The following is a 22,894-nucleotide window of genomic DNA, read 5'->3' as shown; positions in this document are numbered from 1 at the left end:
ACAGAGAAACGGATGCTCGGCATTCTCCTTACCCAGATGCTCTAAATCATAAAGACGGACGAAGGCAGGCTTATCGAAGCGCATCCCCCTCATGCTGCAGGCATGTCAATCTGTCAAAACCGGGGTTTTTCCCCGGTTTTTCTTCTGCCGTAACAACCATTTAGCTCCTATATGCCATATTCATATTTATCTGCCAAAAAAGTTTTACTGGTGTATAGGATGTAGTACAATAGACCTTAATGTATTTCCCGGCGTAGTTGCCGAATGGATAGGAGGGTTTTCATGCGTTGGCATGAAGTTACGGTAGATACGACAGAAGAAGCCGTTGAAATGATTACTAATTTTTTGCATGAGCTTGGGGCGGGTGGAGTTTCGATTGAGGAATCCGGAACGCTCAACAAGCCTCGCGACACATCGTTGGGGCAATGGTATGAGCTTCCTTTGAACGATATTCCGGAGGGCCGGGCCATCATTAAAGGCTACTATCCCGAAGGAACGGACATGGATAGCCTGTTGGCGAAGCTGAAGCAATCGGTAGCGCAATTGGAAGAGTTCGATATTGACACAGGCTCGCCCGTATTCGGGCATACTCTTGTGGATGACGAGGATTGGGCCACTGCCTGGAAGCAGTACTATAAGCCTTTGCGGATTTCGGACCGATTGACGGTCAAGCCAACGTGGGAAGACTATACTCCGTCTCCCGGGGAAATTGTTCTGGAGCTGGATCCCGGTATGGCCTTCGGTACGGGAACGCATGCGACAACGGCTCTTTGTCTTAGAACATTGGACAAGGTCATTCGCGGCGGTGAGGATGTGATCGATGTCGGCACCGGCTCCGGAGTGCTTGCGATTGCCGCAGCCAAGCTGGGAGCGAGAGCAGTGCTCGCGCTTGATCTGGATCCTGTGGCCGTTTCCAGTGCGGCGGAGAATTCCAGATTGAACGGTCTGGAGGAGCAGATTCACGTCATGCAAAGCGATCTTCTCGGGGCTTTGAAAGGACAAGCCCCGGCTTCGGAGGCAGCGCAGGTCCGGCTCCCGGTGCAGGTGGTGGTAGCCAACATATTGGCGGAAATCATTTTGCAATTCGTAGGGGATGTTTACGAAGCCCTGCAGCCCGGAGGAGTCTATATCGCATCCGGGATCATAGCGCCCAAGCAGGCGGCAGTGGAACAAGCGCTGACAGAGCATGGCTTTGTTATAGAGGCAACTTACCAGGAACAAGATTGGGTCGCTCTTGTTGCGCGAAAATTGTAGAGGGCGGAGGGACCCGTTTTGGAAAATTTTTTGAGATTTCCGCTGGAGCAAATTCCGTTTGTTTTTCTCGTGCTCCTGATCGCTTTCACGCTGCACGAGTTCGCGCATGCTTACGCCGCCGACAGATTCGGCGATCCGACCCCGCGCTCGATGGGCCGGGTCACATTAAACCCAAAGGTTCATCTGGATCTTCTCGGGACCATCCTTATCTTTCTGGTCGGCTTCGGCTGGGCCAAGCCGGTGCTTGTCAGGCGAAGCAGCTTCCGCAAACCGCGTTTAATGAGCATCATTGTTTCCGCCGTCGGGCCGCTTGCCAATCTGGTCATAGCTTTTATCGGTATTCTATTAACATATCTATTGGCTTATTTCGGCTTGTTTGACCTGATGAGCCCCGGTGTATTCGAGGCGGTGCGAGTCTTTTTGAGCCTCTTGATCTTTATGAACCTGATTCTGTTTCTGTTCAATCTGCTGCCCTTGCCGCCTCTCGACGGATACCGGATCGTGCAGGAGTTCCTTCCGGTCCATACCCGGTTGAAGCTGCAGCAATTTGAGCAGTGGGCCTTCTTTCTCTTTTTGCTTATTGTTTTCATCCGACCGCTGTACAACGTCACCTTGGGGCCGTTTTTCTCTCTATGGGTGCCCCTGTTGTTCGGGATGGACTCTGTTTTTCAGGTCATCTTCGGCAAGGCCATCCATTGGGCCACTTTTCTTAAGATCGGTTGATTCGGGAGTAAGCTTGGCCCTCGTTCCGCAAGAGTAGAGAGGACCGGCCTTCGTTCGTCGGCTTCCAGCCCGTTTTCGACACGGCGCTGGGAAGCCCCCTTCCGGTTGAAATTGGTACGCGATACGGGACACTGGCAGTAGCATTTAAGGCTCAAAAGTTGTATGATGAAAGGTGATATTTGTTTAGAAAGCGAGCAAAGCTATGCAGCGATACTTCATACCGCCGGAACGGTTTACGGCCGATTCCGTGGAAATAACGGGAGACGATGCCCGACATCTGATCCGGGTCATGCGGGCCGGGATCGGTGATCAAATCATTTGCTGTGACGGCATCAGCCGGGAGTGGATTGCGGAGATTTCCGCCCTGGAGGAGCAGCGGGTGCAGGCGGTTCTGGTCCGGGAGCTGGGATCGGATAGCGAGCCGTCTGTCCGGGTTACGATTGCGCAAAGCTTGCCCAAGGGCGACAAGATGGAGATCGTCATTCAGAAAGGAACGGAGATCGGGGCAGCAGGCTTCCTTCCGTTCGTTTCGGAACGGACGATTGTTCAATATGACGGGAAGAAAGAAGCCAAGCGTTTGGAAAGATGGGCCAAAATTGCCAAGGAAGCCGCAGAGCAGGCGCATCGTACCCGGATTCCCGAGCTTAGCCTGCCGGCAACGTGGAAGCAGGTGCTTAAGAGGGCCCGGGAGGCGGATATGGCTCTCTTTTGTTACGAGAAAGAAGAAACCCGGCAGCTTCGTCCCCTGCTTCGGGACAGGCTGGCCCAAGCCCGCGATCACGGGCAAGAACTGCATGTAGTTATCCTGATCGGCCCCGAAGGGGGATTTACCGAACGGGAGGCTTCCGAGGCGGAGGCGGCAGGATGCATTCCGGTCAGCCTCGGCAAGCGAATTCTCCGTACCGAGACGGCCGCTATGGTGGCTTTGGCTTGCATATTATACGAAAGCGGAGAGATGGGAGGTTAATTATGCCAAGTGTTGCTTTTCATACTTTAGGCTGCAAGGTTAATTTCTATGAGACGGAAGGAATTTGGCAGCTATTCAAGAAAGAAGGCTACGAGCAGGTCGACTTCGAGACGAAGGCCGACGTTTATTTAATCAATACATGCACCGTAACCAATACCGGCGACAAAAAAAGCCGGCAGGTGATCCGCCGGGCCATCCGCCGCAATCCGGATGCGATCATTGCGGTCACCGGCTGCTATGCCCAAACTTCGCCCGCAGAGGTCGCGGCGATACCCGGGGTAGATATTGTGATAGGCACCCAGGATCGGGACAAAATCATCCCCCTGGTTGACCGTTTCCGCCAGGAGCGCCAGCCGATCAATGCGGTGCGCAACATTATGAAAACTCGGGAGTTCGAGGAGCTGGATGTTCCGGAATTTTCAGACCGTACCCGGGCATTCCTGAAAATACAGGAAGGCTGCAACAATTTCTGCACCTTCTGCATCATCCCCTGGTCGCGAGGTCTTCTTCGCAGCCGCAGACCGGAAAGCGTCTTGGCCCAAGCCAGACAATTGGTGGACGCCGGGTATAAAGAGGTCGTCCTGACCGGGATCCACACCGGAGGCTATGGCGAGGATCTGGAGGGCTACAGCCTGGCGAAGCTGCTATGGGATCTCGACAAGGTTGACGGGCTGAACCGGGTCCGGATCAGCTCGATAGAGGCGAGCCAAATCACGGACGAGGTACTCGAGGTGCTGCAGGGCTCGGATAAAATGTGCCGGCATTTTCATGTGCCGCTGCAGGCGGGAGATGACCGGGTGCTGAAGCGGATGCGCCGCAAATATACGACGGCTGAATTCGGCAGCAAGATCGAGAAGATTCACCGGATCATGCCGGACGCTGCGATTACGACCGATGTCATTGTCGGCTTCCCGGGTGAAACGGAAGAAATGTTCGCGAACGGATACCGGTTCATGGAGCAAATGCAGTTCGCGGAAATGCACGTATTCCCCTATTCCAAGAGGACTGGCACGCCGGCCGCCCGAATGGAGGATCAGGTGGATGAAGAAATCAAGAACCGGAGAGTCCATGAACTGATCGATTTGTCTGAAAGAATGCAGCTGGCTTATGCCAAGCCGTTCGTCGGGCAGGTGCTGGAGGTTATTCCGGAGCGCCCTTATAAAGAAGCGCCGGACAGCGGCCTTCTGATGGGCTATACAGATAATTATTTGCAGGTTGTGTTCCGGGGGAGCGAGGATTTGATCGGCCAGATCGTGCGTGTAAGGATCGATGAAGCAGGGGTTAACGAATGCCTCGGCTCTGATGTTACTGCGCTGGATTCGGCCCGGTCTGCGGTCGTTTAACTTGAGGAACGAGCCGCACCATAGCGCGCCAACCGTACCAGGATTTCGTTCTGTTCGCCAGAATGAAATCCTTCTTAATTTTCATAATGAAAGGGAGGAACGCCGGTGGAGGTATCAGCGGGCGGTGTTGTCTTTAAAGAAGAGGACGGAAGGTATTGGATTCAAATGATCCAGGACCGTTACGGTAAAATCACTCTGCCGAAGGGAAAGATGGAGCCGGGTGAGACGAAGGAGCAGACGGCGTTGAGGGAAATCGCCGAGGAGACCGGCATTGAAGGCGAGATCATCGAGCCGATCGAGACGATTTCCTATCAGTTCTCCCATCCGAAGCACGGCAATATGGATAAGGAGGTCCATTATTTTCTGGTTCGCGGCATCGGCGGGAATCTTCAGGCCCAGGTGGAGGAAATCCGCGGAGTGGAGTGGCTGGAGCCTGTGGAAGCTTGGCGTCAGCAGATCCAGTATGGCTACAGCAATAACGATTCCGTACTGTGCAAAGCGTTGAAGAAGCTGGGAATAGAGGTGAGCAGCGATGGAATGGAATAGAAGCACTCTGGCCCGGACGATCGATCATACACTGCTTAAGCCGGATGCACGGGCAGAAGCCATTCGGACCTTGTGCGAAGAGGCTGTTCGTCACCATTTCTACAGCGTATGCGTTCATTCGGGGTGGGTGGCTTATTGCCGGGAACAGCTCCTAGGCTCAGACGTTCGCATAAGCGCGGTTTGCGGTTTTCCGCATGGCGCCAACGGCAGCGAGGTCAAGGCGTATGAGGCTGCCCAGTCCGTGAAATGGGGTGCTGCTGAAATCGATATGGTGCTGCCCATCGGAATGCTGCTGGATCACCGTTTCACAGAGGTGGAAGCCGATATTCGACAGGTGGTTGCAGCGGTAGAGGGACAAGCCGTAGTCAAGGTCATTCTGGAGACGGGATATTTGAACAGCGAGCTGATAAGAGCGGGCTGCCGCCTGGCCGAGCAGGCCGGTGCAGGCTTTGTTAAGACAAGCACCGGATTCGGCCCGGGAGGAGCAACGGCAGAGGTTGTCCGGTTAATGAGGGAGTCTGTGTCTTCTTCCATGGGGGTCAAAGCATCCGGAGGCGTACGCGACGCCGCAACGGCGATAGCGATGCTGGAGGCGGGAGCCACTCGGATCGGCACCAGCTCCGGCATCGCTATCGTTAGCGGGCTGCAGGGAATGGAAGATTACTAGGCCGGGGCTCCCGCCGGCCGATCACTTCAGTCTTCTAATAAGCGGTGTATAACAGAGCGGAAGAGCGATCAACGAACAAGCGATATTGAAAATCGTCTGGGCCCGGGCGACCTGCAGGGAAGGAGAATCCGCCATCCAACTGACGATGGTGCCGAGGGAGCCTATCAGCGGGTAGAACAGAAGGGCCCCGCCGACGTTAAGCAAAATATGCGTCCAGGCTACATATCCGCCGTACCGGCTTCCGCCGATGCTGGCAATGAGGGCCGTTACGCAGGTTCCAACGTTGGCGCCGATGATGATGGCGATTCCGACGTCCAGGGAGATGACTTGGACGGAGGCCAGCGACATAGCCATTGTAATGGTCAGTACACCGCTGTGAATGATAGCGGTCAGGATGGCCCCGGCAATCATCGCCCACAGCAGACTGCTCTGGGATTGCTGCACGAACCAGGCGAACAAACCGCGCGAACGCAGATGGGGGATAATGGACTGCATCACTTCCAGACCTAGCAGAATGCAGGAGAAACCGACAACAGCCAACGCCCCGTTGCGGACATGCCTTTTCCATAATTGCGGATAAGCGGGAAGGTCGGGCAGGACGAATGTGGAAAGCCAGATCACAAGCGAGACCATGAATATGCTCAGGGAATGCTTGTGCAGATTCAGGCCGATCAGCTCCGTGGTCAGACACGTTCCGATATTCGTACCCAGTATGATGCCGAGCGTTTGCGGAAAGCGCATTAGCCCTGCATTGACGAGGCCGATCGTGATCACGGTAACGGCTGTGCTGCTCTGCATCGCCGCAGTAATGCCGGTGGAAGCGATCATTCCGCGAAGCGGTGTTTTTGTAAATCTCTCCAGCAAGGTTTTCAGATATTGACCGGCCCATTGATGGAGCGCGGCTTCCATCACTTTCATGCCGAGCAGAAAAACAGCCAGCCCCAGCGCCATAGGGATAAATATAGTCGTAAACATGACGGCCTGTCTCCTTTTTCATAGTTAGTCCATGTATATGTCTGAAAAAGGAGATCCATGATACAAGCCTGCCCTTAGCCGCTTAATCCCATTTATCCAATTGTGTCTTAACGGTCTCCAAGTATACTTTGTTGCGCTGCAAAAGAGGACTGGGAACCATTTGATTATATTTTCTGATGTTAAGGTTAATTTCCTCCAACTCCCGATTCAGTTCCGCATCCTCCTTCTCCCCCGCTTTAATCCGGTTGCAGATACGGAGCAGCCGGCCGCGTATTTCCATACGCAGCTCCACCCATGGAGGAAGGTAGTTGGCGTTCTTGAGAATGGAGCTCAGCACATCGCCATCCTCCAGCTTCAGAGGCTTGCCCTTGCCTGGCAGGTCGTCCATGCCGCCCCTCTCTTCAAAATCCCGGTAAATTTCCTCCATCCATGTGTGAGTCATCTTGTCGGACGACGGTACAGCATCCTCAGCGAGCTGCTGGGGCAGCGGTTGTTCCGAACCTTCGGCAGGATTGCGTTTTTTGCTCATCTGTTCATCCGTCCTTTCCTTTAATCGGATTTCTGATTAATAAATTCATTGACGTGATTCCGGTTCGTTTCCGAATTTCCTCAGAGGCAAAATAGCTCCCCGATCGTCCCGTATAACGAGAATGCTGACATTAGGCTGTGGAGGATTCGGGATGGATTTGTGGATAGCAGGGAGCCAGGAGCTAAAGGGGGCTTACAACAGGAGTATGACTGATGCAGGAAAGGTTCATGCAAAGATCAGTTGGAATTCGAAGAAGGTATTCGAAAGCGTAGAAGGCTTCTTGTATATTTTAGCACAGGAATTTACTGGATGATTTGGATACGGTGAATCAATTGTGAACGGATATTGAAAATTCATAAATTTTCATTTGATCCGGCCTGGATTGCAGGGCAGGGCTCTCTATCTCCAGTTTTTGGACCGGGTCTGATGGGAACGGATGATCTCCCTATCTGCAAGGAAATATGATAGAATAAATAGACAAAGCGAAGGGGGACGACGCATGGATATCAGGATGGTCATCGGTCGGGCGGGCAGCGGCAAGAGCGAGCTGTGTCTGACGGAAATCCGCGAACGGCTGGAGAAGGAACCGGACGGCAGACCGCTTATTCTCCTTGTCCCGGAGCAGGCAACCTATCAGGCGGAGCAGGCGCTGGTGTCCGCACCCGGTTTATCCGGAACGATACGTGCTCAAGTATATAGCTTTCCAAGACTGGCTTGGCGCATCATGCAGGAAACAGGAGGAACCGCGGGGATTCCGATTGACGAAACCGGGAAGACCATGCTGCTGCAGCGGATTCTTAACAAGCATAAGGATAATCTCCGGCTATTCCGGCATTCTGTCGCACAGGTCGGATTTGCCAAAGAGGTGCTGTCGCTGTTCAGCGAACTGAAGAGACAGTGCATCACTCCCGATGAACTCGCGCAGCAGCATGAGCGGCTGACCCCGTTGTTGGCGGAGCAGCCCGGGACTCTGGAGCAGAAGCTGGAAGATTTGCTGAAAGTATACATAGATTACGAGAAGGAATTAACTAAACAATATTTGGATGCGGACGCCTTCGTGGAGCGGATGGCGGCTCAGCTTAGGAATTGTCCCTGGATCCGGGAGGCGGATATTTGGGTGGACGGCTTCTTCGGATTCACTCCGTTGGAGCACGCCGCTCTGGTCCAATGCATGCTTCATTGCCGCAGCGTTACGGTCACCCTCTGTCTGGACAAGCCTTATGATGCGGGGGAACAGCCGAATGAGCTGGATTTATTTTATCCAACGGCGATGACGATGATACGGCTTCGGGAGCGTATGGAAGCCGTTGGTCTGCCGAATCCGCGGATTATCCGGCTGGCGCAGGAAACGCCTCCGCGTTATGCCGCGAATGCGATGCTGGCTCATTTGGAACGCCATTATGAGCATCGATTGTCCGTGGCCAAGCGGGCTTACCGGGAACGGCAGCTTGACGGGACCGAGCCGCAAGGTTTGTCGATCCGGTCGGCGGTTCATCGCAAGGCGGAGGTAGAAGGGGTGGCCAGACAGATGCTTCGGCTGGCCGCGGACCGCGGGCTCCGCTGGCGGGACATGACCATTATGGTAAGAGATATGGACGGGTACGGGGATTTGCTGACCACCGTTCTTCAGCAGTTCGGTATCCCTCATTTTATAGATCAGAAGCGCCCGATTCTTCACCATCCGCTGGCGGAGTTCATCCGTTCCGCATTGGAAGTCGTCATCCGGAATTGGCGTTATGATGCGGTATTCCGCTGTGTGAAGACGGATTTCTTCCTGCCGCTGACGGAATCCGGGGAGAACCCCGTTACGAGACACGCTATGGACGAGCTCGAAAATTACGTTCTAGCGGCCGGAATTCAAGGATCGCGCTGGCTGGATGACAGGGCATGGGAGTTCAGGGTGCAGGCCGCCCTTGAGGAGGAAGACGGGATAACCGGATATCGCCCCGATCCCGAGTATGTTGCACGAATTCAAGCCTGCCGCAGATTGGTGACGGAGCCGCTGTCCGCTTTCCAGAGAAGCTTCTCGCAGGCGGAGAACGTCCGGCAAATGGCAGAAGCGCTGTATGCGCTGCTGATAGATTTACAGGTCCCCGAACGATTGGAGCGATGGAGCGAGGAATGCATCCGGAATGGCAACCCGGAGAAAGCCCGCGAGCATTCCCAGGTATGGGACAGGATAGTTGAACTGCTCGACCAGCTGGTGGAGATGCTGGGCGAGGAGAGTATCGGGCGTGAGATGTTTGCGGAGATGGTCGATTCCGGACTGGACAGCATAAGGATGGGGCTTGTTCCTCCTTCGCTGGATCAGGTGCTGATCGGAACCATTGACCGGACCCGTTCCACACGCGTGAAGTATTGTTTCGTACTGGGAGTTAATGACGGTGTGCTGCCGGCCAAGATCAACATGGACGGAATACTGTCCGAGAATGAACGCGAGTTTCTGCGGGAAGCCGGAGTGAAGCTTGCAGACGGAGGCCGGCGCAGGCAATTGGATGAGCAATTGCTCATCTATTCGGTTCTATGTGCACCTTCCGAGCACCTGTGGCTGAGCTACCCGCTTGCGGACGAAGAAGGAAGGGCGCTGCTGCCTTCAGAAATCATCCAGCAGATTCAGGCTCTGTTTCCATCCGTCAAGGAGAAGCTGCTGCTGGCCGAACCGGACTCCTCCTTGTCCGAGGAGGAGCAAATGCAGTTTATTTCCCCTCCGGGACAAGCCGTCTCCCACTTATTCATCCGGATGAAGCAGTGGATGAAGGGGGAGGAGATGGCCGAATTTTGGTGGGAGGTCTACAACTGGCTGCAGCAACGGCCCCAATGGCGGGACAAGCTGGAGATGATGGTCCGGGCACTTGACTTTAGCAATGCCGAAGCCGCACTGTCCGCAAGCTCCAGCCGGCTTCTCTACGGCGACCAGCTGAAAGCCAGCGTATCGCGCATGGAGCGGTTTGTCGCCTGCCCGTTTTCCCAGTTTGCCTCGCATGGGCTGAGGCTGGCGGAGCGCAGGGTCTACCGGCTGGAGGCGCCTGATATCGGCCAGCTGTTCCATGCGGCTCTCAGCGGGCTGATCGGCTCCCTGCAGCAGGAGCAGGCCGACTGGGCGCTGCTCAGCAGAGAGCAGCTGGAGCATCGGGCCTCCGAAATGGTGGACAGGCTCGCCCCGCGGCTGCAGAGCGAAATTTTGCTCAGCTCCCCCCGCTACCGCTACATAGCCAGGAAGCTTAAAGGAATCGTCGGGAAGGCTTCCGTCATTCTGGCCGAACACGCGAAGCGAAGCGGATTCGTACCGGTCGGGCTTGAACTCGGATTTGGGCCCGGGGAGACGCTGCCCCCGCTTACCTTCCGGCTGAACAACGGCTGCACGATGGAGATTGTGGGCCGAATTGACCGGGTAGACCGGGCGGAGAGCGAGCGCGGACTGCTACTCAGGGTCATCGATTACAAATCGAGCCGAACCTCGCTGCATCTGGCCGAGCTTTATTATGGATTGTCCCTGCAGATGCTTACCTATCTGGATGTCGTTCTAAGCCACTCCGAGGTTTGGCTCGGACAGAAGGCGCGCCCGGCCGGGGTGCTCTATTTCCACGTGCATAACCCGCTGGTCCGCACCAAATATCCGATTTCCCGGGAAGACGCCGAAGCGGAGACACGCAAGCAATTTAAGATGAAGGGGCTCGTTCTGGCCGACGAGGAAGCGGTGAGGCTGATGGACAGAGACCTGCAGAGCGGCTATTCCCAGTTGATCCCCGTTGCCTTGAAAACGGACGGGAGCTTCTATTCCTCCGCATCGGTGGCCACTCCCGAGCAATGGGACCGGCTGCGGGGGTATGTCCGCAGCAAAATCCGCAGCATCGGCACGGAAATTACAGAGGGGAATGTCAGCATCACCCCGTTTCGCCTGGGGGGGAAATCCGCCTGCACCTTCTGCCCCTTCAAGCCGGTCTGCCAGTTCGACCCGCTGCTTAAGGGCAATGATTTCCGCATTCTCGAGAGAAAGGACAGCGTGGACATCTGGACAAGTCTGGAGGACGCTGCTTCGATGGACAGCTTAAGTAAAGGAGGGAAGGCCGACAATGAACCGCAATGAAGAGCAGGAAAATAACTTGTCGGATGTGATTGAGGCCAAGGCCCCGCCTGTCAAGCCGGCTCAATCGGCCTGGACGGATGAGCAGTGGGAGGCCATTACCCGGACGGGACAGAACATTCTCGTTGCCGCAGCCGCAGGATCGGGTAAGACGGCGGTGCTCGTAGAGCGGATCATTCGCCGGATATCCGACGAAAACCATCCGGTCGATGTCGACCGTCTGCTGGTTGCCACCTTTACGAAAGCGGCCGCTTCCGAAATGAGGCAGAGAATTCGCGACGCCTTGGAGAAGGCTCTGTACGACAAGCCGGATTCCGCCTATTTGAAGAAACAGCTGGCTCTCATTCACCGCGCTTCGATTACGACGCTGCATTCCTTTTGTCTGGAAGTCATCCAGCGGCATTTTCAACGAATTCCGCTTGATCCCGGCTTTCGGATAGCCAACGAGACGGAAGCGGCACTGCTGCGCCAGGATGTGCTGGAGGAGCTGTTCGAGCATTATTACAGCCATGAGGACGAAACCAGCGAATTCTGGAACATGCTGGAATGGTTTGGAGGGGACCGAAGTGACGAGGCGGTGTTTGCGCTGGTCCTCCAGCTTTATGATGCCTCGCGCAGCCATCCTTTGCCAGACCGGTGGCTGGACCAAATGTGCGAGTTTTTCAATACGGATACGATGGAGCCTTCGCTCTGGTTTGACAGCCTCATACGCGATGTCCGGCTGGAGCTGGAAGGAATAGCCGGATTGCTGCAGGAGGCGTCCCGTCTGGCTGAACAGCCGGGAGGCCCGGCACCGTATTTGGCCAATCTGGCGGATGAAACGGCGATGATATCTCAGTTAATGGGATTATGTGGAGAAAGCTGGGAATCGCTCTATGAACGGTTCCAGACCGCTTCGTTCGGACGGTTGAAGCCATGCCGGGGGGAAGGTCTGGATAAGTCGCTGCAGGAGAAGGTCAAGGCCATCCGGGATACGGCCAAGGAGCGGTTCAACGCCCTGCGCGAAGAGCTGTTCACCCGCTCGCCCGAACAGTATAAAGCGGAGCTGAAGGCGATGCATCCGGTCATGGGCATGCTCGTGGAGCTTGTGCGCCAGTTCGCCGTCCGGTTCTCGGAGGCGAAACGGGGCAAAGGCTTGATCGACTTTGCCGATTTGGAGCACTATTGCTTGCAGGTGCTGAGCGATCCGGATGCGGGAGGCGGATTGAAGCCGTCGGAGGCCGCGCTGGAGTACAGGGAACAGTATGTGGAAATATTGCTGGATGAATATCAGGATACCAACCGGGTGCAGGAGGCGATAGTCGAATTGCTGTCCCGCGAGGATCGGGGTAACCGGTTTATGGTGGGCGATGTCAAGCAGAGCATCTATCGCTTCCGGCTGGCGGAGCCCAGCTTGTTTCTGGAGAAATACCGCTCCTTCCGGCAGGATGGAAGCGGGAAAGGGCGACGCATAGATCTTGCCCGGAATTTCCGCAGCCGAAGACAAGTGGTGGACGGAGTCAATTTTGTGTTCAAGCAGGTCATGAACGAGACGGTAGGGGAGATCTCCTATGACCGGGATGCCGAGCTTGTGTACGGGGCTGAATATTATGAGCAGGCCCCCGGAAAGCGGGAGCTTCCGGTGGAATGGATGCTGATCGACCGTGCCGGCGGGGATCGTGCGGTGGAGCCGGAGGACGGCCCGGATGAGGCGGAGGAAGCGGCGGGGCAGGGCAAGGAGAGCTCCTCGTTCGCCGAGGAAATCCGTGAGATGGAAACGGCTCAGTTGGAAGCCAGGTCCATCGCCCTGCAAATTCGCAAACTGATGGGCGGAACCGGGGAGGAGCCGTTCCAGGTATATGACAAAAGAGAAAACGGCCTGCGGCCTGTACAGTACCGGGATATCGTCATTTTGCTGCGGGCAACGCACAGTTGGGCGCCGGTTTTCATGGAAGAACTGAGGCAGCAGGGCATTCCCGGCTATGCGGATTTGAATACGGGATATTTTATGGCGACAGAAGTGGATATTATCCTTTCTCTGCTCAAGATCATTGACAATCCATATCAGGATATTCCTCTTGCTGGGGTGCTTCGCTCCCCGATTGTCGGACTCCGGGCGGATGATCTGGCCATCGTTAGAACGGCTGACCGCAAAGGGGATTTCTATAAAGCATTGCTGCAGTTTATCGAAGATCCGGACGACGGGCATCGGGAGCTTCGCCATAAGCTTCGGGTATTTATTGAACGTCTGGAGAGGTGGCGGACCGCCGCACGCCAGAGCTCCCTGGCCGATTTGATCTGGTCGCTGTATCAGGAGACCGGGTATTACGATTTCGTCGGGGGGATGCCGGGAGGGGTTCAGCGCCAGGCCAACCTGCGCGCTCTGCATGATCGCGCCCGGCAATATGAAGCGACCTCGTTTCGCGGGCTGTTCCGTTTCCTGCGGTTTGTCGAGCGGATGCAGGAGAGCGGCGGAGATTTGGGAACTGCCAGGGCATTGGGCGAGCAGGAGGATGTCGTCCGCATCATGTCCATTCACAAGAGCAAAGGGCTGGAGTTCCCGGTCGTATTCGTGGCGGGCATGGGCAAGGCGTTCAACCGTCAGGACCTGAATTCGCATTTTCTCATTCACAAGGAATTGGGGCTGGGCCCTTATTATGTCGATTTGGACAAAAGGATCAGCTATCCTTCGCTGCCTACTCTGGCCATACGCCGGAGAATGCGGCTGGAGATGCTGGCCGAGGAGATGCGGGTGCTCTATGTCGCGCTGACGAGAGCGAGAGAGAAATTATTTCTGCTCGGCACGGTGCGTTCGCTGTCGAGACAATTGGAATTATGGGCGCGCAGCGATTTGCAGTCGCCGGTACTCCCGGATTACGAGCTGGCCCAGGCGAAATGCTACCTGGATTGGATCGGGCCGGCCTTGATCAAGCACGAGCATTGTCAGCCGCTGAGAGAGATGGGGCATATGCTGAATCCGACACCGGATTGGGCGGCAAGGGACCGTTCGGAGTGGAAGGTGTCCGTTATTTATCCGGCAATGCTCGTTCAGGAGGCGGCGGCCGCGGAAGAAGCTTCCGCTCTGCAGGCGGAGAGAATGGAGGCGGTCCGGCACCTGCAGCCGGTCGAATCGGCAGAATCCGCGGATAGGGAAGAAGTGAACCGGCGGCTTTCCTGGTCTTATCCGTTCGCGGATGCCGTGAAGCTGCTGTCCAAAACGTCCGTATCCGAAATCAAACGAATGCATGAAGAGAAAGTATGGAGCCTGTCGGACGATATCGCCGCTCCTGCGGCAGCCCCCTCTTCGCTGCAGGCGCATCTGTTTCGCCGTCCGCGATTTATAGAGCAGTGGCAGCTCAGTGCGGCGGAGAAGGGAACGGTCTACCATGCAGTTATGCAAAGACTGCGGCTTCATCCGGAACTGGACGAGAAGGATATTCTCGAGGAAATGGAGCGGATGGTGGAGCTTCGCCTGCTGACCGAAGAGCAGCGCCAAGCGGTGGATCCGTCGGTCATTTCCGGATTCTATCAAACGGTTGCAGGCAAAAGGATGCTGCGGGCGGGAAGGGTTCAGCGCGAGGTGCCGTTCAGCTATGGACTTCCCGCCGGCGAAGTGTATCCGAATACGTCTTCGGGTGCCAAGGATGAGACGATACTCATTCAAGGGGTGGTCGACTGTCTGTTTGAGGATGAGGAAGGGCTTGTGCTGCTGGATTACAAAACCGATGCGATGAAAGGGCGCCCGCCGGAAGAGCATGCCGAACGGTATAAGGTTCAGCTCGGCTTATATGCGCGGGCTGTCGAGCAGATTTGGAAACGGCCGCTGTCGGACATTTATCTGTACTTCTTCGATGGCTCCCATCTCGTGGAGATGGGCGGGAAGGTAAAGCGGCGACTGGAGGTGGACTAATGCGAATATTACATACCGCCGATTGGCATCTCGGGCGGACGCTGGAAGGAAGAAGCCGGCTGGAGGAGCAGGAAGCCTTCCTGGACGAGCTGGTCGGGATTGTGCGGGATCAGCAGATCGATCTCGTGCTGATGGCGGGAGACGTCTATGATACGGTAAATCCTCCGGCCCAGGCGGAGAAGCTGTTCTATGAGAGCATATCCCGTCTGGCCGACGGGGGAGCGCGGCAGATTGTCGCCATCGCCGGGAATCACGACAATCCCGAGCGTCTTGCGGCATCCGCACCTCTGGCTGACCGTCAAGGGATTACACTGCTTGGCCTGCCGGGCACCGAAGCGATGCCGCTGGATATCCGCCGGACCGGAGAGCGGGCGATGCTCTACGCCCTGCCGTATCCATCGGAATCCCGTCTGAAGGAGCTGCTGTCCGAGGACGCGGATGAGGAAAGTCTGCAGGTCGTTTATTCGGACCGGATCGGGGCCATGATCCGCCAGGCTTCGCAAAGCTTCTCCAAGGATACGGTCAATTTGATCATGAGCCATATTTATGTGCTCGGCGGGGCGGAGTCCGATTCAGAACGGCCGATCCAGGTAGGCGGAGCTTATACCGTTAACGCGAAGGCCTTTGGCACGGCGGCGGATTACGTCGCTCTCGGCCATCTTCACCGCCCGCAATCGGTGAAGGCGGACGTGCCGGTCAAATATTCGGGCTCTCCGCTTGCCTACAGCTTCTCGGAAGCGGGGCAAGCCAAATCAGTCACGGTACTCGATATATCCCCCGGTGGAACACTGAGGACGGAGGAGATTTATCTGTCCAGCGGGCGTCCGCTCGTTCGTTGGAAAGCGGCGGAAGGAATCGCTCAAGTATACCGCTGGTTCGAGGAGAACAGGGATGCTTCCGCGTGGATCGATTTGGAAATCCATCTGGAGGAAGCTCTGACTATGGAACAAATTCAGGGCTTGCGCAAGCAGCGAGGCGGGATTGTGCAGATCCGCCCGATTTTCACCCAAGCTTCCGAGCAGCTTCCGGAGGAGCAGGAGAGGCTGCCCATCGACGAAATGTTCAGCCGCTTTTATTCGCGGCAAACCGGTGGAGCCCAACCTGAACCGGAATTAATTCGTCTGTTTATGGAGCTGCTTAATGCCGAAGAGGATTCCGATTCAGAATCAGCAGGGGAGGCGAGAGGATGAGGCCGGTCTATTTATCGCTATCCGGATTGCAGAGCTATCGCGAGAAGCAGGAGGTAGATTTCACCCGTCTGTGCGACGCGGGCGTGTTCGGGATTTTCGGGCCGACGGGAAGCGGAAAATCGACGATCCTCGATGCCATCACATTAGCCCTCTATGGCAAAGTGGAGCGCGCCAGCAACGGGACGCAAGGTATTCTGAACCATGCGGAGAAGGTGCTGTCCGTTTCCTTCGTGTTCGAATTGTCCTATTCGGGAGGGGTCAAGAAATACCGGGTAGAAAGGCAGTTCAAGCGCGGTAATGAATTGTCCGTGAACAATACGATCAGCCGTCTGATCGAAGAAGCGAATGGGGAAGGGGTCGTCCTGGCGGATAAAGCATCCGAGGTAAACCAGCGGATTCAGCAAATTCTGGGCTTATCCATGCAGGATTTTACGAGGGCCGTCGTGCTTCCGCAAGGGAAATTCGCCGAGTTCCTGTCTCTCAAAGGAAGCGAGCGAAGGCAGATGCTGCAGCGGTTGTTTCACCTGGAGCAGTACGGCGATTTGTTGAATGCGAGAGTCAGCCGCAAGCTGAAGGATACGGAGGCTGCCGTCAAGGAACTGGCGGCGGAGCAGCAGGGGCTCGGGGACGCCTCCCGGGAGGCGGTTGCGGCAGCGGAGCAGCGCTTCCAGTCGGCGGCGGAACAAGCCAAGGAGAAGCGGGAACTGCGATTGCTGGCAGACATGAGATGGGAAGAGAGCCGCAAAATATATATGCTGAAGCAGGAGGCAGCGGCACTCCGCCAGGAATGGCAGGCGCTGGCCGGGAGGGAGCCGGAAATCCGGGCCATGGAGGAAGGAATACAGCGGGCCGGACAGGCCGAGCTCCTGTATCCGCTCTTTCGGGAATGGGAGGAAGCCCGGCGATGGTCTGCCGAGAAGCTAAGGTTACATAATGAAATTAAATCCGGCTTCGAACGGATGTCGCGAATGCATGACGAGACGGCGGCACAGTATACGGAAGCCAGACAGCGGCTGGCCGAGCATGAAGCTCCACTGCGCATTCGCATGGAAGAGCTGCAGCAAGCTCTTCGGCTGGCGGAGGAAGCGGGGCGGAGCGAGGCTGCCCTTCATGCGTTGGATTCTCGTAAACAGGAGGCTCTTCTGCATAAGCAGAAGACGGAGGAGGAGCTGCTGAAGGAGCGGCAAATCCATGCCAAGGCCCTTCGTTTGCAAACGGAGCTGAAGGAGCGGAAACAGCTTGTCGAGGTCCCTTCCGAGGAGCGGCAGCGTCTTCAGGATGCTTCCAAGGCACAGCAGAAGTGGGAAACGCTGGCCCGTCAGCGCGCCGAAGGAGAGCGGGAGGCACAGGAGGCGGAGGAGCGTCTGGCCCTTGTGGAGAAGGAGGAGCGGGAAGTCCGATCCGGACAGGAGCGTCTGGCGAACCGCCTGCAGCTTCACTGGTCCGAGACGGTCAGGCAAGCGGCTTCCGCAGCACAATTGGAGCGGTCGGCCGCGGCACTTCTGCGGGAAGCCAATGACTGGCTGCGGCGGATTGAGGAGGAGGAGCGGGAGCAGGAGCTTGGCCGGCTGGCGTCGATGCTGGCCTCCTCCTTAAGCCCGGGCGACGCATGCCCGGTGTGCGGCTCGCTCCATCATCCGGCACCCGCTCAGGCCCACACGGCGCACGAATACGCAGGGGAGATCAAGGTGCTGAAGCAGGTGGCCGAGGAAGCCAAAGACCTGCAGGTACAGGCCATGCAGCTGAAGCTGTCCGTCGGCCATTTGGCGGAGAAGCTGGCGGACCGGATAGGCGGCGCTTCTCTGCAGGAGGCTGCGGCGGCTGCCGCCGAGGCGGCAACGCCACCGGAGGGCGGAGCGTCCATGGCTGCCCGGTATGCGGAATCGGCAGAGGCCTTTATCGGTCAGACCGCCAAGGACGGCAAAGAATCTGTTCCGGGACCGAACGTATCGGGTGATGAGGCCGAACAGGTGCACTTGCATAAGCTTGCGAAGGTGGAGGAGCAGGCCGACAAGCTGCTTGAACATGGACGAGCTCTGCGGGAGCGGCTGGAAGGCGAGAAGAACGCATTAGCCCGTATGGAAGGGCAGATGCGGGACTTGTTCGCAGAGTGGACGCTTCTGGAGCAGCGGCGTGGAGAGCTGGCAGCGCGGAAGGATGCTTTACGCACCGTGAAGGACGGCGGCGTCCGCAAGCTGGAGGCCGTCCGTGCGGAAATGGATCTTCAGGAACGGGAATGGCAGCGAAGGTTTCCCGATCTGAACAGGGACACTCTGGAGGAGCAGCTTGCCGCTCTGCATCACAAGGATAAAGAACGGGAGGAACTGAACGAACGGCTGGACAAGAGCGTTGTTTTCCTGGAAAACTCGTTAGCGAAGCTTAACGAGCTGCAAGCGGAGATGGTCGAACGGGACAAAGAATTGCTGCAATTGGATACGGAGCGCAAGGGGCTGGAGCAGCTGCTCTCGATGCAGAAGCAGCAGTTAGCGGAGAAGGCGGGCCATGAGCCGGTCGATCGTCAACTCTCGGAGGTTAAGAGCCGTCTGGAACGGCTTGTTGCCGAGGAGAAGGAGCAAGCTGCCAGACTCGAGAAGGTCCGGGCCGAGCTGCAGGAGCTGAACCGGCAATTCATTGCTTCCGGCCAAGATTGCAGCGCCGCCGATCAGCAGCTGGCCAAGACCGAGGCCCATTGGCGCAAGGCACTGGAGCCGTCCCCGTTTGCCGGGGAAGAGGAGGTTCGCAGGGCGCTGCTTACGCCCGAACGGCTGCAGCAGTGGTCCTCCGAAGTCGCCGAATATCGGGACAGGAAGTCTCGCCTGGAAGCCAGGTTGGAGCATATCGACGGCCAGTTGTCCGGGGCCGACATTACGGAAGCGCAATGGCAGGAAATCCAGAGAGCGAAGGAAGAGGCGCATCTGCTTGATGAACAGGCGCTGAGCGAGCGTGCCAAAGCGGAGCGGGATCTGGAAGACCTGAAGAACAAGCACGCCCACTGGACCGAGCTGGAAGCCAAGCGTGCCCGGAACGAAGAGGAATACGGGCGGCTGCATAAATTGCAATCCGTGTTAAGAGGGAATGCTTTCGTTGAGTTCATAGCCGAGGAACAATTGATGCAGGTGAGCCGTTCCGCCTCGCACAAGCTGGGTCAGCTTACCCGTCAGCGCTATGCGATTGAGATCGATTCCAGCGGGGGATTCGTTATCCGGGACGACGCCAACGGCGGAATCCGGCGCCCGGTCAGCTCCTTGTCGGGAGGGGAGACGTTCTTGACCTCCCTTGCGCTCGCCCTTGCGCTGTCTGCCCAGATTCAGCTTAGTGGCCAGTATCCGCTCGAATTTTTCTTCCTGGACGAAGGCTTCGGGACATTGGACCCCGACCTGCTGGATACGGTGATCGGCGCTTTGGAGAAGCTGCATACCGACCGTTTAACGGTTGGCATTATCAGCCATGTGCCTGAGCTGAAGGCACGCCTTCCCCGCCGCTTGATCGTGCAGCCCGCCGAGCCCTCGGGACAGGGCAGCCGGCTTTATGTGGAGAGCTTGTAGCTATAACTAATAAGGCTTCCGCTTCCCGAATAAATCGTGATTCTTTCTCCATGAGTTGAACACGTATCCTATAATTGGTTAAACTATGTTTATCGGGGACGCTTTAGCTGTTAAGAATCCGGCTTCTACAGCCGGTTTATGATTAGACGGGCCAGTCTCCATTTGATTTTACCGATGCCCGGCATCGCTGAACAAGCTTACTATGCATTTAAACGAAGGGATGATTATGGTCATGGATTGCATCTTTTGTAAAATTATCGAAGGTTCCATTCCTTCGAAGAAAATCTATGAGAACGACAAGGTGCTTGCTTTTCACGATATCCAGCCGGCCGCACCCGTTCATGCTCTTATAATTCCCAAGAAGCACATCGCCACCATGAATGATGTCCAGGAGGAAGATGTGGAGGTTATTGGAGAGATTCATCTCGCCGCACAAGAGGTTGCGAAACAGCTTGGAGTTCATGAGAGCGGATATCGGCTGCTTAATAACTGCGGCAAGAATGCCGGGCAAGTCGTGTTTCATCTTCATTATCATCTGTTGGGCGGCGAGAAGCTGGGTCCTTTAAACGGTTAATTCTGCGGAACTGTCAACATAGATTTTCATCCGAACTCCTCTCATGCGGGAAGCAAACCGCTCGAAAAATAGTTTCTTAATAAATAGGAGAGGCGAAGCTAGGTATAAGAAAAACCGCTCGTTTAACCAACTGAAGGAACCGGAAGAACGCCGTGAGGGCAAGGAGCCGCAGCATAGTTTGGGTTATGTTGGGAGGTAGGTTGACACCCGCTTTCCTTATAACATATAATGAAGTTTGATACCCGTGTTAGTCGTTTTGGACGGTCTGTTCGGAGGGAGGGAAATCTGGTGTCAGAAACAAAAGTTCGTAAGAATGAAACAATAGATGCTGCTCTTCGCCGCTTTAAACGTTCCATCGCTAAAGATGGAGTGCTGGCTGAGGTAAAAAAGCGTAAGCATTACGAAAAGCCCAGCGTTAGACGTAAGAAGAAGTCGGAGGCCGCTCGGAAGCGGAAGTTCTAGGAGGACTTATTGATGAGCTTAAGTGATCGATTGAACGAAGATATGAAGCAGGCGATGAAGAGCCAGGATAAATTCAGACTCTCCGTAATCCGAATGATCCGCTCCGCGATCAAGAATATTGAAATCGATCAGCGTAGATCGTTGGATGACAACGAAGTGCTTGATATAATAAGTCGTGAAATCAAACAGCGAAAAGATTCCCTCCAGGAATTCGAAAAAGCAGGCCGAGAGGATTTGGCGCAAGCTGCTAAAGCAGAAATTGCCGTCATTGCCGAGTACCTTCCGCAGCAATTGACGGAGGAAGAGGTTAGAGTTCTTGTACAGCAGACCATCCAGGAAACGGGCGCTTCTTCCAAAGCGGAAATGGGCAAGGTGATGGGTGCTCTTATGCCGAAGGTAAAAGGGCGCGCAGACGGCAAGCTCGTCAATCAGTTGGTACAACAACTGCTGAATTAAACCGACAACTGGTGAAACACCCCGTTCAGGGGTGTTTTTTACTATCTTACGGAATACGCAGACAGGTTTCTGATCCGCAGCTTAGGCTGCGGATCAAAAACCGCTACTAGGCATGTTTTACTGGTTCCTATGGAGCGGTTGCAGTACATAATTTTCCAGTCGGGAGTAATCATATTTACAAGGCAGACGACTTTTGCAAAAATTTGTTTAAGCTTTGAAACATATGCCAAAACTTTACGTAGTACTTTGTAAAAGGCTGCGAGAAAACCAAGAAAGGAGGGGGAACTATGCTCAAAAAAAGAATTATGCAGGTGGTCTGGTTATTGCCTTTGTTGTTAATGCTGCTGCCCTTTGCAGGAATCCATGCGGAGAGCCAGCCCGCTTCATCCCGTGCCGTATATATCATCCCGGTGCATCAAACGATTGAAAGCGGTCTGCAGAGCTTCCTGGAGAGAGCCTTTAAAGAGGCGCACGAAGCTTCTGCCCAACTTATCGTCCTGGATATCAATACGCTAGGCGGCGAGATTACCGCAGCTATGGAGATTGGGAACCTCGTAAGAGACAGCAAAATTCCTACGGTCGCTTTCGTTCATGGAGACGCAGCATCTGCGGGTACCTTCATTGCCTTGAATGCCAATGAAATCGTAATGTCTCCGGGGAGCGTCATTGGCGCGGCGGCTATCGTGGATGCGAGCGGCAGGGAAGTGGATAATGCCAAGCACATCTCCTACTGGGTAGAATCGATGGAATCGGCTGCCAAGATGAGAGGGCGCAACCCGGTTATCGCTGCGGGAATGGTCGATAAAAATATCGTGGTCGAAATTCCCGAAGCCGGCCGAACATTTGCTAAGGGACAACTGGTCTCGCTCTCCTATGATGACGCCCTGAAAGCCGGTTATTCCGAGCATACCGCAGCAACTCTCGAAGAAGTGCTGAGCTTCAAAAATGTACAGGAGGCTCCGCGCATATTTGTAGAACCGAGCACAGCGGAGAACCTGAGCCGGATTCTTACAAGCCCCGTAGCCAAAACCTTGTTATTGCTGATCGGTATCGCCGGCGTAGCGATTGAACTGTTCGTTCCGGGCTTCGGCTTGCCGGGCATCCTGGGGGCTCTCGGGTTCGGCTTATACTTTTTTAGCCATTATATTGCCGGTTTTGCCGGGATTGAGGAGATTGTTTTATTTGTTCTCGGCATCATTTTGCTCATTATAGAAGTTGTCGTTCCGGGCTTTGGATTGTTTGCCGCGGCCGGTACCATTTCCCTGATCAGCGGGGTTGTGATGGCTTCCTATAATACGGCGAGCGGTTTGAAATCGTTGGGGATTGCCGTGATTCCCGCTATTATCCTGATCGCCATCTTTATTAAGATCTTTAAGCGTAAAGGAGTATGGAAGAAATTCATTCTGAGTGAAGAGCAGAAGAATGAGGAAGGGTATACAAGCAGTTCCGTCAAAGACCATCTGTTAGGAAAAAACGGAGTGGCTTTAACGGTCCTTCGCCCATCCGGCACCGCATTGATCGGTGAAGAACGCATTGATGTGGTCACCTTTGGGGATTACATTGATAAAGGCCGGAAAATTAAAGTAACCCAAATAGAAGGAACACGGGTAGTCGTCCGCGAACTTAATGAGGATGAGATCGGCTAGAGCCGGATCCAGGCTGAGCCCCGAGGCTCATTAAGACAGATAAC

Annotated in this window: 17 protein-coding genes; 15 read left to right on the top strand and 2 right to left on the bottom strand. The window is 55.5% G+C overall.

Annotation, left to right across the window (positions count from 1 at the left end; translation table 11 throughout):
• Positions 1 to 282: 282 nt before the first annotated feature.
• The 6 genes from prmA to deoC all read left to right on the top strand — a co-directional run bounded on the left by prmA (position 283) and on the right by deoC (position 5,500).
• Positions 283 to 1,254, top strand: coding sequence for a 50S ribosomal protein L11 methyltransferase (prmA, locus tag ACTHRH_RS00585; protein WP_379289259.1), 972 nt, complete (start codon positions 283 to 285; stop codon positions 1,252 to 1,254).
• A gap of 18 nt (positions 1,255 to 1,272) precedes the next feature.
• Entirely contained in the window at positions 1,273 to 1,977 is a 705-nt protein-coding gene (locus tag ACTHRH_RS00580) for a site-2 protease family protein (RefSeq protein ID WP_144934089.1), read from the top strand.
• Positions 1,978 to 2,179: 202 nt separating this feature from the next.
• Complete coding sequence (locus ACTHRH_RS00575) at positions 2,180 to 2,944, top strand: 16S rRNA (uracil(1498)-N(3))-methyltransferase (protein WP_440413572.1); 765 nt, start codon at positions 2,180 to 2,182, stop codon at positions 2,942 to 2,944.
• Positions 2,945 to 2,946: 2 nt separating this feature from the next.
• Positions 2,947 to 4,287 carry a tRNA (N(6)-L-threonylcarbamoyladenosine(37)-C(2))-methylthiotransferase MtaB gene (gene mtaB / locus ACTHRH_RS00570; RefSeq protein WP_440413570.1) on the top strand — a complete coding sequence of 447 codons (1,341 nt, stop codon included), beginning with the start codon at positions 2,947 to 2,949 and terminating at the stop codon, positions 4,285 to 4,287.
• Positions 4,288 to 4,452: 165 nt separating this feature from the next.
• Positions 4,453 to 4,833, top strand: coding sequence for an NUDIX domain-containing protein (locus tag ACTHRH_RS00565; RefSeq protein WP_255453008.1), 381 nt, complete (start codon positions 4,453 to 4,455; stop codon positions 4,831 to 4,833).
• Positions 4,820 to 5,500 (top strand): deoxyribose-phosphate aldolase, encoded by a 681-nt coding sequence (deoC, locus tag ACTHRH_RS00560; protein ID WP_440413568.1) that lies wholly within the window; start codon positions 4,820 to 4,822, stop codon positions 5,498 to 5,500. Before ACTHRH_RS00565 ends, deoC begins: the two co-directional genes overlap by 14 nt.
• Positions 5,501 to 5,521: 21 nt before the next feature.
• Here the strand turns inward: deoC and ACTHRH_RS00555 are convergent, their stop codons facing one another.
• On the bottom strand, positions 5,522 to 6,475 hold the full coding sequence (locus ACTHRH_RS00555) for a Na/Pi cotransporter family protein (RefSeq protein WP_144934099.1): 954 nt from the start codon (positions 6,473 to 6,475) through the stop codon (positions 5,522 to 5,524).
• An 82-nt stretch (positions 6,476 to 6,557) separates the two neighbouring features.
• Positions 6,558 to 7,004 (bottom strand): DUF1992 domain-containing protein, encoded by a 447-nt coding sequence (locus ACTHRH_RS00550; RefSeq protein WP_150960036.1) that lies wholly within the window; start codon positions 7,002 to 7,004, stop codon positions 6,558 to 6,560.
• 151 nt (positions 7,005 to 7,155) lie between these two features.
• On the opposite strand from ACTHRH_RS00550, the gene ACTHRH_RS00545 reads away from it, so the two are divergent.
• From ACTHRH_RS00545 to ACTHRH_RS00505, 9 genes are all read left to right on the top strand, one after another.
• On the top strand, positions 7,156 to 7,317 hold the full coding sequence (locus ACTHRH_RS00545; protein WP_191964367.1) for a hypothetical protein: 162 nt from the start codon (positions 7,156 to 7,158) through the stop codon (positions 7,315 to 7,317).
• 186 nt (positions 7,318 to 7,503) lie between these two features.
• Positions 7,504 to 11,091, top strand: coding sequence for a helicase-exonuclease AddAB subunit AddB (gene addB, locus ACTHRH_RS00540; protein ID WP_225312719.1), 3,588 nt, complete (start codon positions 7,504 to 7,506; stop codon positions 11,089 to 11,091).
• Complete coding sequence (gene addA, locus ACTHRH_RS00535; protein ID WP_150960034.1) at positions 11,078 to 14,977, top strand: helicase-exonuclease AddAB subunit AddA; 3,900 nt, start codon at positions 11,078 to 11,080, stop codon at positions 14,975 to 14,977. The genes addB and addA overlap by 14 nt, the downstream gene beginning before the upstream one ends.
• Positions 14,977 to 16,167 (top strand): exonuclease SbcCD subunit D, encoded by a 1,191-nt coding sequence (locus ACTHRH_RS00530; protein ID WP_144934105.1) that lies wholly within the window; start codon positions 14,977 to 14,979, stop codon positions 16,165 to 16,167. The genes addA and ACTHRH_RS00530 overlap by 1 nt, the downstream gene beginning before the upstream one ends.
• Positions 16,164 to 19,712, top strand: coding sequence for an AAA family ATPase (locus ACTHRH_RS00525; protein WP_379289271.1), 3,549 nt, complete (start codon positions 16,164 to 16,166; stop codon positions 19,710 to 19,712). The genes ACTHRH_RS00530 and ACTHRH_RS00525 overlap by 4 nt, the downstream gene beginning before the upstream one ends.
• 232 nt (positions 19,713 to 19,944) lie before the next feature.
• On the top strand, positions 19,945 to 20,286 hold the full coding sequence (locus ACTHRH_RS00520) for a histidine triad nucleotide-binding protein (RefSeq protein ID WP_144934109.1): 342 nt from the start codon (positions 19,945 to 19,947) through the stop codon (positions 20,284 to 20,286).
• 288 nt (positions 20,287 to 20,574) lie between these two features.
• On the top strand, positions 20,575 to 20,748 hold the full coding sequence (rpsU, locus tag ACTHRH_RS00515) for a 30S ribosomal protein S21 (protein ID WP_144934111.1): 174 nt from the start codon (positions 20,575 to 20,577) through the stop codon (positions 20,746 to 20,748).
• A 12-nt stretch (positions 20,749 to 20,760) separates the two neighbouring features.
• Positions 20,761 to 21,204 carry a GatB/YqeY domain-containing protein gene (locus tag ACTHRH_RS00510; protein ID WP_144934113.1) on the top strand — a complete coding sequence of 148 codons (444 nt, stop codon included), beginning with the start codon at positions 20,761 to 20,763 and terminating at the stop codon, positions 21,202 to 21,204.
• Between the two features lie 287 nt (positions 21,205 to 21,491).
• Entirely contained in the window at positions 21,492 to 22,850 is a 1,359-nt protein-coding gene (locus ACTHRH_RS00505) for an NfeD family protein (RefSeq protein WP_150960033.1), read from the top strand.
• Positions 22,851 to 22,894: the final 44 nt, after the last annotated feature.

The sequence above is a fragment of the Paenibacillus sp. SAFN-117 genome, from assembly GCF_051966115.1.
GTDB lineage: Bacteria > Bacillota > Bacilli > Paenibacillales > NBRC-103111 > Paenibacillus_L > Paenibacillus_L residui.
The sequence above is the reverse complement of the archived record's forward strand: the minus strand, read 5'-3'. Positions and strand labels throughout refer to the sequence as shown.

Coding starts and splice junctions, on each gene's coding strand:
- ACTHRH_RS00510 (WP_144934113.1), top strand. CDS start 20,761: ATGAGCTTAAGTGATCGATTGAACGAAGATATGAAGCAGGCGATGAAG.
- ACTHRH_RS00505 (WP_150960033.1), top strand. CDS start 21,492: ATGCTCAAAAAAAGAATTATGCAGGTGGTCTGGTTATTGCCTTTGTTG.
- ACTHRH_RS00525 (WP_379289271.1), top strand. CDS start 16,164: ATGAGGCCGGTCTATTTATCGCTATCCGGATTGCAGAGCTATCGCGAG.
- mtaB (WP_440413570.1), top strand. CDS start 2,947: ATGCCAAGTGTTGCTTTTCATACTTTAGGCTGCAAGGTTAATTTCTAT.
- addA (WP_150960034.1), top strand. CDS start 11,078: ATGAACCGCAATGAAGAGCAGGAAAATAACTTGTCGGATGTGATTGAG.
- ACTHRH_RS00555 (WP_144934099.1), bottom strand. CDS start 6,475: ATGTTTACGACTATATTTATCCCTATGGCGCTGGGGCTGGCTGTTTTT.
- ACTHRH_RS00530 (WP_144934105.1), top strand. CDS start 14,977: ATGCGAATATTACATACCGCCGATTGGCATCTCGGGCGGACGCTGGAA.
- ACTHRH_RS00550 (WP_150960036.1), bottom strand. CDS start 7,004: ATGAGCAAAAAACGCAATCCTGCCGAAGGTTCGGAACAACCGCTGCCC.
- ACTHRH_RS00545 (WP_191964367.1), top strand. CDS start 7,156: ATGGATTTGTGGATAGCAGGGAGCCAGGAGCTAAAGGGGGCTTACAAC.
- deoC (WP_440413568.1), top strand. CDS start 4,820: ATGGAATGGAATAGAAGCACTCTGGCCCGGACGATCGATCATACACTG.
- ACTHRH_RS00520 (WP_144934109.1), top strand. CDS start 19,945: ATGGATTGCATCTTTTGTAAAATTATCGAAGGTTCCATTCCTTCGAAG.
- prmA (WP_379289259.1), top strand. CDS start 283: ATGCGTTGGCATGAAGTTACGGTAGATACGACAGAAGAAGCCGTTGAA.
- ACTHRH_RS00565 (WP_255453008.1), top strand. CDS start 4,453: ATGATCCAGGACCGTTACGGTAAAATCACTCTGCCGAAGGGAAAGATG.
- ACTHRH_RS00575 (WP_440413572.1), top strand. CDS start 2,180: ATGCAGCGATACTTCATACCGCCGGAACGGTTTACGGCCGATTCCGTG.
- addB (WP_225312719.1), top strand. CDS start 7,504: ATGGATATCAGGATGGTCATCGGTCGGGCGGGCAGCGGCAAGAGCGAG.